10 protein-coding genes are annotated in these 11,422 nt (G+C 64.5%); 3 read left to right on the top strand and 7 right to left on the bottom strand.

Going from position 1 to position 11,422, the window contains the following annotated elements; translation table 11 throughout:
- Positions 1-1,518: ATP-dependent DNA ligase (locus ACTG4J_RS06695; RefSeq protein ID WP_439138135.1), on the top strand; the 1,518-nt coding region annotated here is incomplete at its 5' end.
- Positions 1,519-1,661: 143 nt separating this feature from the next.
- A complete protein-coding gene (locus tag ACTG4J_RS06690; RefSeq protein WP_439138134.1) occupies positions 1,662-1,844 on the top strand; it encodes a hypothetical protein in 183 nt (60 codons plus the stop codon).
- Positions 1,845-1,857: 13 nt separating this feature from the next.
- Here ACTG4J_RS06690 and ACTG4J_RS06685 read toward each other — a convergent pair whose 3' ends face one another.
- The 6 genes from ACTG4J_RS06685 to ACTG4J_RS06660 form a co-directional block, all read right to left on the bottom strand.
- A complete protein-coding gene (locus tag ACTG4J_RS06685; RefSeq protein WP_439138132.1) occupies positions 1,858-2,637 on the bottom strand; it encodes a gamma-glutamyl-gamma-aminobutyrate hydrolase family protein in 780 nt (259 codons plus the stop codon).
- 126 nt (positions 2,638-2,763) lie between these two features.
- On the bottom strand, positions 2,764-3,183 hold the full coding sequence (locus ACTG4J_RS06680; protein ID WP_439138131.1) for a GlcG/HbpS family heme-binding protein: 420 nt from the start codon (positions 3,181-3,183) through the stop codon (positions 2,764-2,766).
- Positions 3,184-3,287: 104 nt separating this feature from the next.
- Positions 3,288-5,432, bottom strand: coding sequence for a malate synthase G (locus ACTG4J_RS06675; RefSeq protein WP_439138129.1), 2,145 nt, complete (start codon positions 5,430-5,432; stop codon positions 3,288-3,290).
- A gap of 128 nt (positions 5,433-5,560) precedes the next feature.
- Entirely contained in the window at positions 5,561-6,475 is a 915-nt protein-coding gene (locus ACTG4J_RS06670) for a Hint domain-containing protein (RefSeq protein ID WP_439138128.1), read from the bottom strand.
- A 23-nt stretch (positions 6,476-6,498) separates the two neighbouring features.
- Positions 6,499-6,666, bottom strand: a complete 168-nt coding sequence (locus tag ACTG4J_RS06665) for a DUF2256 domain-containing protein (protein ID WP_439138127.1) — start codon at positions 6,664-6,666, stop codon at positions 6,499-6,501.
- Between the two features lie 111 nt (positions 6,667-6,777).
- Positions 6,778-8,295, bottom strand: a complete 1,518-nt coding sequence (locus ACTG4J_RS06660; RefSeq protein WP_439138126.1) for an FAD-binding domain-containing protein — start codon at positions 8,293-8,295, stop codon at positions 6,778-6,780.
- Between the two features lie 103 nt (positions 8,296-8,398).
- On the opposite strand from ACTG4J_RS06660, the gene pepN reads away from it, so the two are divergent.
- Positions 8,399-10,996, top strand: a complete 2,598-nt coding sequence (gene pepN / locus ACTG4J_RS06655) for an aminopeptidase N (protein WP_439138124.1) — start codon at positions 8,399-8,401, stop codon at positions 10,994-10,996.
- A 54-nt stretch (positions 10,997-11,050) separates the two neighbouring features.
- Here the strand turns inward: pepN and ACTG4J_RS06650 are convergent.
- Positions 11,051-11,422 (bottom strand): DUF1624 domain-containing protein (locus ACTG4J_RS06650; protein ID WP_439138123.1); only part of this gene is annotated, 372 nt, incomplete at its 5' end.

The following is an 11,422-nucleotide window of genomic DNA, read 5'->3' as shown; positions in this document are numbered from 1 at the left end:
TTCCGCACCGCCCCCGATGCTGACCGGCTTTGGACCGTGGCGCTTTTGTCGGGGCGTCGCCCAAGGCGCAGCATCACCACCACCAAGCTGCGCCTGTGGGCGGCCGAGGCGGCAGGCATCCCGGATTGGTTGTTCGAGACCTGCTACCCCGTGGTGGGCGATCTGTCCGAGACCATCGCGCTGATCCTGCCTGCGCCCACGATCCGGATCGAGAAAAGGCTGAGCGGCTGGATCGCCGATCTGCGCGCGCTGGATGGGGCCGATGACGGGGCGCGGCGTGAATTCGTCTTGCGTGCATGGGATGGGCTGCCCCCTGTCGAGCGCTTCGTTTTCAACAAGCTGATCACCGGTGGCTGGCGGATGGGGGTCAGCCAAAAGCTGATGACGCGCGCCTTGGCCGAGGCAACGGGCGTGGATGGGGCCGAGTTGACCCACCGCCTGATGGGTGATTGGTCGCCCGACACCACCGATTGGGAGGGGCTGATCAACGGCCATGATCCGCAAGCGGCGCTGTCGCGGCCCTATCCCTTTGCACTTGCCCATCAGCTTGATCTTGCCCCCGCCGATCTGGGCCCGCCCGCCGATTGGCTGGCCGAGGATAAATGGGACGGTATCCGCGGCCAGCTGATCAAGCGCGGGGGTGCGCATCACCTCTGGTCGCGCGGCGAAGAGGTGATGACCGACCGCTTTCCCGAGGCCGCCCTGATCGCCGCGTCCCTTCCCGATGGCACAGTCATCGATGGCGAGGTGCTGGCATGGGATCACGCCGCGGACCGCCCCCTGTCCTTTGCCAAGCTGCAACCCAGGATCGGGCGCAAGACCGTGCCCAAGCGCCTTTTGGCCGAGGCGCCCGCGCTCATCATGGCCTATGACCTGCTTGAATGGCGGGGGGCGGATTTGCGCGCGCGCCCCTTTGCAGAGCGCCGCGCCATGCTGGCCGATCTGCTGCGCGATCTGCCCGGTGCTGTCCCCCTGCGCCTGTCGCCCGCGATTGCGGCCGATGATTGGGCGGGGCTTGCCGCCCTACGCGCCAGCGCGCGCGATCGTGGTGCCGAGGGGCTGATGCTCAAGCGCCTCGCGGCCCCCTATCACGCGGGGCGGCGGCGCGGCGATATCTGGAAATGGAAGCTCGATCCGCTGACCATCGACGCGGTGATGATCTATGCGCAGGCGGGATCGGGGCGGCGCGCGACGCTTTATACCGATTTCACCTTCGCCGTGCGCGACGAGGCGGGCTTTGTCCCTTTCACCAAGGCTTATTCGGGCCTGACCGATGCCGAGTTCCGCGAGATCACGACATGGGTGCGCGCCCACACGACCGAGCGTTTCGGCCCGGTGCGCGCGGTGCAGCCCCAGCTGGTCTTCGAGATCGCCTTCGAGGGAATTCAGGCCAGCCCGCGCCATAAATCCGGTGTCGCCCTGCGTTTTCCCCGCATGGCGCGCTGGCGACGCGACAAGCCAGTGGCCGAGGCCGCCAGCCTTGCTGATCTCAAGGCGATGCTCGCCCAATTCGGCTGACGCGCCACGGCGCGCGATCGGCGATGACATGCCGACATGACGGGCAAAAGACCAAACATGCACATCGGCCGGTCGAAACTCTGCTATCCTCTCGACAGGGCGCAGCCCGTGCCAAGGCCGCCCACAACAAGGGAGACGCCGAGATGGACCAAAAAGACCGCGTGCAATACGCCCGTAGCCTTTATGACGCCCATGGTGACAAGGCCGAAGCCGAAGCCGCCCGGAAAGCCGCCACAGCGCGGGCCGCAGGCAAGGCGGTTGATGCCGAGGTTTGGGACAAGATCCGCGCCCATATCCGCGAATTGCGCGGTGCCTATCAAGGCTAGGCCTGCCGCCGGCTCAGGCGACCTCCGCCACCGGCATGGGGTGGCGGCCTTCGGCCCAAGCGCGTGCCGCCGCACCGAAAGCGGCAAAAAGCGGACGCGACACCGGGTCTTGCGCCGCGCGATATTCGGGGTGCCATTGCACCGACAGGGTGAAACCCGGCGCATCGGCGACATAGATCGCCTCGGGTGTGCTATCGGGGGCATGGCCGTCGATCACGATCCGCGCGCCGGGTGCCTTTATGCCTTGCCCGTGCAGCGTGTTGGTCATCACCTCGACCGCCCCGAAAAGCCGGTGAAACGGCCCGCCTTCGGTGAAGCGCACCGGGTGGCGCAACGCGAATTTCTCTTCGATGGTGCCATCGGGGGGCATGCGGTGATTCATCCGCCCCGGCAGATCGCGGATCTCGGGGTAGAGCGAACCGCCCATCGCAACATTCACCTCCTGAAAGCCGCGACACACGCCCAGGATCGGTTGCCCACGCGCCACGCAGGCCCGGATCAGCGGCAAGGCCACCGCATCGCGCGCCCGATCAAAGGCACCATGCGCCGCCGTCTCCGCCTCGCCATATTCCTCGGGATGCACATTGGGCCGCCCGCCAGTGAAGAGGAATCCGTCACAGACCTCCATCAACGCATCGATGCACACGAAGCGCGGATCGGCGGGGATGACCAAGGGAAGCCCACCCGACACCTCGGCCACGGCCTGCGAATTCATCGCGCCGCCCGCATGGGTCGCGTACTGATCATTGATCAGATGGTGGTTGCCAATGATGCCGATCACGGGCCGGGACATATGCGCTCCCCTCTCATTGGCACCAGAACTAGCGCCATTCGTGGCGAACGCAACGATTTGATGGCGGCACATAGCCCCATTTCCATGCGATTGCCCGGAAATGAGGCATGTTTCACCGATGCGCTCTCAGGCCTGCGCGGCAAAACCCGCCGCTTCGATCCCCGCCACCGCGACCGTCGCGTCATTGTCCGAGGTGTCGCCCGTGACGCCCACAGCGCCGATCACGGCACCGCCTTGCAGCACCAATACACCGCCCGGCACCGGCACAAGCTTGCCGCCGAAAGCACCGTTGACCGCGCCGATGAAATAGGCCTGCGCCTCCGCACGCGCCATCTGTGCGCTGCCGGGCATGCCCAGCATGACTGCACCATAGGCCTTGCCATGGGCGATTTCGTAGCGCCCCGGGCTTGCGCCATCCTCGCGCTCGAAGGCCAAGACATGCCCGCCCGCATCCAGCACGCAAACCGATAGGGGCTTGAGCCCCATCTCGCGGCCCTTCGCGCGCGCCACGGCGATGATCTGGCGCGCTTGATCGAGTGATATCATCTTCTCAACCTCCCATTAAGGTTAACGCAGCACCCGCGCCCCTTCTTCGTTTCGAAAATATCCCGGGGGGGCCCGGAACGGGCGGGGGCAGCGCCCCCATTGTCTTAGGCTGCCTTCAACTCCAGCCGCCGGGCATGGAGCACCGGCTCGGTATAGCCCGAGGGCTGCACGCGGCCTTTGAAAACCAGATCGCAAGCGGCGGCAAAGGCGATGCCATTGAAACCGGGCGCCATCGGCACATAGGTCGGATCGCCTGCGTTTTGCCTGTCGACGACAGCAGCCATGCGGCGCATGATCTCCATCACCTGCACCTCGCTGACGACGCCATGATGCAGCCAGTTCGCGACATGCTGAGCCGAGATGCGACAGGTCGCGCGATCCTCCATCAGCGCCACATCATTGATGTCGGGCACCTTGGAACAGCCCACGCCTGCATCGATCCAGCGCACGACATAGCCCAAGATGCCTTGGGCGTTGTTTTCCACCTCGCGGGTGATCTGCGCCTCGGTCCACCGCTGGTAACTGGCCATGGGAATATCGAGCAAGGCCGTCACATAGGCGCGCCGCCCGCCCGCCAGAAGCTTTTCCTGCACCGCGGCCACGTTGACTTGGTGGTAATGCAGCGCGTGGAGCGTGGCCGCGGTGGGCGAGGGAACCCATGCGCAATTGGCGCCTGCGCGCGGATGCTCGATCTTGACCTCGAGCATCTCGGCCATCGCGTCGGGCTTGGCCCACATGCCCTTGCCGATCTGCGCCCGCCCGCGCAGCCCGCATTCCAGTCCGATATCGACATTCTGGTTCTCGTAGGCCGCGATCCAGCTCTTGCGCTTGATGAAATCCTTGCGCGAGAAGGGGCCCGCCTCCATCGAGGTGTGGATCTCGTCGCCTGTGCGGTCGAGGAAACCGGTGTTGATGAAGGCAACCCGGTGCTTGGCCGCGCGGATGCATTCCTTGAGATTGACGCTTGTGCGGCGCTCTTCATCCATCACGCCCAGCTTGACCGTGTAGCGTGGCAGGCCCAGCAACGCTTCGACGCGTGAGAAGGTCTCGTCGGCAAAGGCGACTTCTTCGGGTCCGTGCATCTTGGGTTTGACGACATAGACCGAGCCTGCATGGCTGTTGCGCAGCCCGCCGTCCTTTTTCAGGTCATGCATGGCGATCAGCACGGTGATCATCGCATCCATCAGCCCCTCATAGACCTCCGAGCCATCCTCCAGATGGATGGCGGGGTTGGTCATCAGATGGCCGACATTGCGCACCAGCATCAAGGCGCGCCCCTTGATCTCAAGTGGTGTGCCATCGGGTGCGGTATAGCGCAGATCCGGGGCCAAAGCGCGGGTCATGCTTTGGCCGCCCTTGTCGAAGGTTTCGGTTAGATTGCCCTGCATCAGCCCCAGCCAATTGTCATAGGCCAAGATCTTGTCCTCGGCGTCGACGCAAGCCACGGAATCCTCGCAATCCATGATCGCGGATACCGCCGCCTCCATCCGCACATCGGCCAGACCGGCCTGATCGCGTGAGCCGATCGGATGGGTCCGGTCGAAGACCAGTTCGACATGCAACCCGTTATTGACCAAAAGCACCCGCTCGGGCGACTTGGGGTGACCCGCGAAGCCTGCAAATTTCGCAGGGTTTTCCAGCGGTTTGTCGTCGATCAACAGCTGGCCGCGATCGACATAGTAGCGCCGGGCATCAGCATGGCTATGGCCTTCGATCGGGAAGGCCTGATCAAGAAAGACACGTGCGCGCGCCACGACGCGCGCACCGCGACCCCGGTCATAGGGGCCGGCCTTCGGCTGGCTGCCCATCGCATCGGTGCCGTAAAATGCGTCATAGAGGCTACCCCAACGCGCATTGGCGGCGTTGAGCGCGAAGCGGGCATTGGTGATCGGCACCACGAGTTGGGGCCCCGCCACGGTCGCGATCTCGGGGTCGACATTGCTGGTGTCGATGGAAAAGGTCTCGCCCTCGGGCAAGAGGTAGCCGATCTCGCGCAAGAAATTCTCATAGGCCTCGCCATCATGGGGCTGGCCACGCCGTGCGATGTGCCAAGAATCGATCTTTTCCTGAAGCGCCTTGCGCTTTTCCAAAAGGGCCGCGTTGCGGGGGGCGAGGTCATGGAGTAGTGTCGAGAACCCGGCCCAGAACTGATCCGTCGCGATACCCGTTCCGGGCAAGGCGCGGGTTTCTATGAAGGCTGCCAATGCGGTTGCGACCTGAAGTTTCGCGCGTTTCACCTTGCTCGTCATCGCAATTTCCCCTCGCTCCGATTCCCAGCCCGGTATCCCAACGCATACCGGGCGCTTGAAGGCCGGATTAAGGAAAAAGTTTCCGATCGGCAACAGGCTTTGGTAAGAATTTCTGACCGCAGCGGGGGTCACCTGCACCATTGCCGCGCGTCATGCCGCGATAACCGTGGCAAGAGCGGTGCGCTCGGCGTAGCCAGATCGTCGGGCCAATCATCGGGCCTTGTCGCGGCAAGCATGTCACCGCTCCAAAGCGTGTCGCAAGCCAGCCCATTGGCCAGGATCAGCGCATGCGTTTCGAGCAAAAGATGATGCCAAGTTACCTGCTTGCCGAATTCCCGCATCGCTTGGCCTTGATCCACGAAGGCGCAGGCCGGCGCGAGGGCATGGCCGTTATCGGTTTCGACGCGCACACCTTGCAGCGGTGCGATCACCAGATCCTCGCTCAACCCCAGACACCCGCGTCGCAGACGGACAGGTGCCGCCACCCCGCGCGCAGGCAAGACCTGGCTCCCGCGCCAGATCAAGGGACGAAACTGGTCATCGCTGCACCAGAGGCGATCACCGAGCTTGAGATCCTGCACCAAGCGCTTGCCTTGATCGGTCAAGATCCGGCTGCCTTGGGCGAAACCCACCATGAGTGGGTTTGCCATATCCGACCCGGTCACGGGGCGGGCCAGCAGATAGGATTGCCCCGGTTTGAGCGGCAAGACGCTGGCCAGCACCGTGCAGGCGCCGATCATGTGGCGGCTTTCGCGGTCATGGGCGGTGATGCGTAAGGCGATCAACCGAAGTGCCTTGGCCTGATCGATCAATGTCCATAATGGGCGGACGTTGTCGCCGGCGGCGAAATGCATACCGCAAAGCCGTACGGGTTCGGCCAAGCGGTCTTGGTTCAGGGTGATCGTGACGGGTTGGGCATTGCGCGAGAGATAGACCGGCACCTCCGCCTCGGTCTGGGCGGCGGCAAACAGGTCGCTGGGCAGTTCCGGGCCGAAATCGGCGGTTGTGTAGGCGTAGAGCCGATCTGCGTCCATCTTCTTCATGCTGCCGAAACGCGCAGCCCCCCTTAACCGGTCCGGGGTGTCGCCTTGGGCGTCGCTGTGGCGCGCGTATCCCGGCAGCGATGCGAACAATACCGCACCTCATCCCAGACCTTTTCCCACTTTTTACGCCAGGTAAAGGGGCGTCCGCAGGTCAGGCAGGTCTTTTGGGGCAGATCGGATTTCTTGCGCATGCGGGCCATGGGCGGCGAGCTAGCGTGCCATTTGACGCAGACCAGTGGGGGCGCTGCCCCCGCCGCGCCTTTGGCGCGTCCCCCCCGGGATATTTATGAAACGAAGAAGTCTTATAGATCGAAGCTTAATTGACCGGGCGAGGTGTTGGTGCGGTGGCGCGGTTTGGGAGCGCGGTCGTTGACGAAGTCCTTGGATTTGCGGCTGGCATGGCGGGTGACGATGCTTGAGGCCTCGGCATGGAAGCCCTGGCCTTTGCGCATCTCCCAGATGGCAGCGCGCGCTTGGCGTGCGGCGGTGGCGATATCGACGATCGGCGCGGGGTAGGCCTTGCCCAAGAGGCCGGGCGCGCCGGGCCATGTCCAAGGGCTGTGCAGATGGGTGTCGGGCAAGTCGTGCAATTCGGGGCACCAGGTCCGGGTGAATCGGCCCAAGGGGTCTTGGTCATGGCCTTGTTTGACCGGGTTGTAGATGCGCGGCGTATTGATGCCGGTGGTGCCTGATTGCATCTGCATCTGCGGCCAGTGGATGCCGGGCTCGTAATCGGTGAAACGGCGCGCGAGGATCTGGCCCGTCGCCCGCCAATCGAGCCAGAGATGGTAGCTGGCGAAAGACACGAGCATGGCGCGCATGCGGAAATTGATCCAGCCGGTGGCGATGAGGGAGCGCATGCAGGCATCGACGAAGGGGATGCCGGTTTCGCCCTTTTCCCAAGCCTCGAGCCGCGCGGGGTCGGGGGTGGTGGGGCGCAGTGCGGCATAGGCGCTGTGCAGGCAGGTGAATTCGAGATCCGGCTGATCTTCGAGCTTTTGGATGAAATGGTCGCGCCATGCGAGGCGTGCGGTAAAGCTTTGCAGGTTTGCCGCGCCGATCGGGTGGGGGGATGTGCGCGCCAGATGGCCGATGATCTCGCGGCTGCCCAGCGTGCCCCATGCCAGATGCGGTGATATCCGCGCGCAGGCGGTGTCGGCGTGGAGCGGTGACGACATGGCGCGGCGATAATCGTGACCGCGGGTTGCAAGAAAGCTGGCCAGCAGTGCCTTGCCCGCGGCACGCCCGCCATGTTGGCGGCCGGGGCAGGGATCGGCCGCAAGGCCAAGGCTGCGGGCATTCGGGATCGCGCCGGGATCGAGTGCGAAACCATCAAGCGCGCTGGGCGCGGGGGGGGCGGGCAGGCGCATCGCCCCCTCCCGCCGCGCGGCCCAACCATCGCGGTTGGTAAGCCCGCGGATGATGCCCGGCTGGGGGATTTCTTGCCATGTGATCCCCGCGCTGCGCGCCCAAGCGGCCACTGCGCGGTCGCGGGCGAAGCTCCAGCCATTGCCGGTTTCTTGATGGCTGAGGATCAGCCGGATGCCGGTTTCGCGGCATAAGCGGTCCAGCACCTCTTGCGCCGGGCCGATACGCACAATCAGCGGTGCGCCAAGTGCGGCCAGATCGTGACGCAGTGCGCCGAGGCTTTCGGCGACGAAATCCCATTGCCGCGCGCTGGCATCGGCTTGTGCCCATGCCGCGGGTTCGGCGATGAAAAGCGGCAAGACGCGTCCGCCCCGCGCCGCGGCTTGGGCCAACACGGGGTTATCGGCGATCCGCAGATCGCGCTTGAACCAAACAAGAACATCTTGCGTCATGCCGGGTCAGATAGCGGGGATCGCGTGGCGGTCAAAGGGGGGCGCTTGCGCGCGCTGGAGCGGGGGCCTAGCGTGGTGCTGTGCCATGCCGCAAGGAGCCATGATGTCCCCGACCAGCCCGCAACAGATCCATTTGGCCGATTATCGCCCGCCCGCCTATCTGGTCGACCATGTACATCTGACTTTTCGGCTGGCGCCCAAGGGCACGCGGGTTGTCTCGCGCATACGGTTTCGGGCCAATCCGGCGGGTGGCGGCGGCGATCTGGTGCTTGATGGTGAAGGGCTGCGCCTGATCGGGGCGACGATCGACGGGGTAGCACTGGCCGGGAGTGAATATGCGGTGGGCGAGGCGGGTTTGCGCGTCGCGGCCGCGCGCCTGCCCGGTGATGCATTCACATGGGAGGCGGAGGTCGCGATCGACCCCGAGGGCAATACCGCGCTGGAGGGGTTGTACCTGTCGCGTGGCATGTTCTGCACCCAATGCGAGGCCGAGGGGTTTCGCAAGATCACCTACTACCCCGACAGGCCCGATGTGATGGCGCCTTTCGATGTGCGCATCGAAAGCGATCTGCCGGTGTTGTTGTCCAACGGCAATCCGGTGGGCCAAGGGCCAGGCTGGGCCGCGTGGCATGATCCCTGGCCCAAGCCCGCCTATCTTTTCGCGCTGGTGGCGGGTGAACTGGTCGCCCATGCCGACCGCTTCACCACGATGGAGGGGCGCGATGTGGCCCTCAATATCTGGGTGCGGCCGGGTGATGAGGGCAAATGCGCCTATGCGATGGATGCGCTCAAGCGGTCCATGCTGTGGGATGAGCAGGCCTATGGCCGCGCCTATGACTTAGATATTTTCAACATCGTGGCCGTCGATGATTTCAATATGGGCGCGATGGAGAACAAGGGGTTGAACATTTTCAACTCGAAATTCGTTCTGGCCAGCCCCGAGACCGCCACCGACCGCGATTATGAATTCATCGAAAGCATCGTGGCGCATGAGTATTTCCACAACTGGACGGGCAACCGCATCACCTGCCGCGACTGGTTCCAGCTTTGCCTGAAGGAGGGGCTGACCGTGTTTCGCGATCAGCAATTCAGCGCCGATGAACGCTCAGCCCCGGTGCAGCGTATTTCGGATGTGCTGCAACTGCGTGCGCGGCAGTTTCGCGAGGATGCCGGGCCCTTGGCACATAATGTCCGCCCCGAGGCCTATGCCGAGATCAATAATTTCTACACCGCGACTGTCTATGAAAAAGGGGCCGAGGTGATCGGCATGTTGCGCCGGATTGTCGGTCCCGCGGCCTATCGCGCGGCGTTGGATCTTTATTTCGCCCGGCATGACGGGCAGGCCTGCACGATCGAGGATTGGCTGGCGGTATTTTCAGAAGTGACGGGCCGCGATCTGTCGCAATTCAAGCTGTGGTATGGGCAGGCCGGCACGCCGCGCCTTTTTGCGACATGGGTGGTGGCGGCTGGGCAAATGCATCTGACGCTGCGCCAAGAGGTGCCGGCCACGCCCGGCCAGCCGCATAAATCGCCCATGGTGATCCCCGTCGCGCTTGGCCTTTTGGATCAGGACGGGGCCGAGATCTTGCCCGAGACGCTCGTGGTCTTGGATCAGGCCGAGGTGGTGATCTCCTTCGATCTGGCGGCGTTGACCGCAGGGGCGGGCCGCGCGCTGCCGGAGCGGGTGATCCCTTCGCTTTTGCGCGGGTTTTCCGCCCCGGTGATCTTGGAGGCACCCTTGTCGCGCGACGACCGGCTGGTGCTGTTGGCCCATGACACCGACCCTTTCAACCGCTGGGAGGCGGGCCGCAGCCTTGTGCGCGAGACCTTGCTGGGCATGCTTTTGGGCGGCGCAGCCGATCAAGGGCTCTTCGCGGCCATCGGGCGGCTTTTGGAGGATGAAACCCTCGATCCCGCCTTTCGCGCTTTGGCCCTTGCCCTTCCATCGGAGGATGACATCGCGCAGGCCGCCCAAGATGCGGGGATCGTGCCCGATCCGGTGATGATCCATGCCATGCGCCGCGATCTGCAAACCGCGATGGCTGTGGCGCTGGGCCCTGTGCTGGCGCGTCTGTATGGCGCGATGGACCCCGGCCCAAGCTATTCCCCCGATGCCGCCCAGGCCGCAAAGCGCGCGCTGCGCAACGCGGCGCTGCATTTGTTGACGCTATCCGAGGGGCCGGCCCGCGCGCAGGCCCATTATGATGCGGCTAATAACATGACCGATGAAATCGCAGGCTTTACCGCGCTGCTCGATATCGGTCACACGGATATCGCCAACCGCTTTCATGATCGCTGGAAAGACGACCGGCTGGTGATGGATAAATGGTTCATGGCGCAGATCAGCCATGCCGCCCCCGGCGATGCGGTGGCGCTGGCCCGGCGTTTGACGGAACATCCGCTGTTCGACTGGAACAATCCCAACCGTTTCCGCGCCGTCATCGGCGGGTTGAGTGCGGGCAATCCGGCGGGCTTTCACGACCCATCGGGGGCGGGCTATGGTTTTGTCGCGGATTGGTTGATCCGGATCGATGCGCGCAACCCGCAGACGGCGGCGCGGATGTCGACGGCCTTCGAGACATGGCGGCGTTACGATGCGGATCGACAGGCGATGATCCTTGCCGCGCTCGACCGGATGGCGGCCCAGCCGGGGTTGAGCCGCGATCTGGCCGAGATGGTCGGACGGATGCGCGCGGCCTGAGATGGCCGGCGCGGGGCCGCGTCGATCATGCGTATTTTCGGAAAGATGAAGGACTCAGCCGCGCAATTGCGCCGCCCCCCAGACCAGCGCGATCAAGATGGGCTGGTGGATCAGGTAGACGAGCAAGCTGTTGCGCCCCGCCCAAAGCAGGGGCCGCGCGGCCTTTGGGGCGGGCCAGCGCGCAAGCCTGTCCCATCGCCCCGCGCGGGTCGTCAGCTTCGCGCAGGCAAGACCAAGCAAGAAGGGTGCGAACCACGGAAACAGCGGCACATAATCGACCGAGCGGATTCCCGTCGCTTGAAGCCCCGTCCACCATAGCCAAGGTGGGTCGAAAAACGCAAAACGCATCAATTGCGGCAGCACCAACACCATGATGGCCAGCGCAATCAGTGCCAGCGCAGGCAGGCGGCGCGCCGCCCCCCCCAA

Origin of the sequence: Roseicyclus sp., from assembly GCF_965662675.1 — a bacterium.
Lineage (GTDB): Bacteria > Pseudomonadota > Alphaproteobacteria > Rhodobacterales > Rhodobacteraceae > Roseicyclus.
The sequence above is the reverse complement of the archived record's forward strand: the minus strand, read 5'-3'. Positions and strand labels throughout refer to the sequence as shown.

Excerpts from the sequence above, each read along its gene's own strand:
- ACTG4J_RS06690 (WP_439138134.1), top strand. The coding sequence starts at position 1,662 with ATGGACCAAAAAGACCGCGTGCAATACGCCCGTAGCCTTTATGACGCC.
- ACTG4J_RS06685 (WP_439138132.1), bottom strand. The coding sequence starts at position 2,637 with ATGTCCCGGCCCGTGATCGGCATCATTGGCAACCACCATCTGATCAAT.
- ACTG4J_RS06680 (WP_439138131.1), bottom strand. The coding sequence starts at position 3,183 with ATGATATCACTCGATCAAGCGCGCCAGATCATCGCCGTGGCGCGCGCG.
- ACTG4J_RS06675 (WP_439138129.1), bottom strand. The coding sequence starts at position 5,432 with ATGACGAGCAAGGTGAAACGCGCGAAACTTCAGGTCGCAACCGCATTG.
- ACTG4J_RS06670 (WP_439138128.1), bottom strand. The coding sequence starts at position 6,475 with ATGAAGAAGATGGACGCAGATCGGCTCTACGCCTACACAACCGCCGAT.
- ACTG4J_RS06665 (WP_439138127.1), bottom strand. The coding sequence starts at position 6,666 with ATGCGCAAGAAATCCGATCTGCCCCAAAAGACCTGCCTGACCTGCGGA.
- ACTG4J_RS06660 (WP_439138126.1), bottom strand. The coding sequence starts at position 8,295 with ATGACGCAAGATGTTCTTGTTTGGTTCAAGCGCGATCTGCGGATCGCC.
- pepN (WP_439138124.1), top strand. The coding sequence starts at position 8,399 with ATGTCCCCGACCAGCCCGCAACAGATCCATTTGGCCGATTATCGCCCG.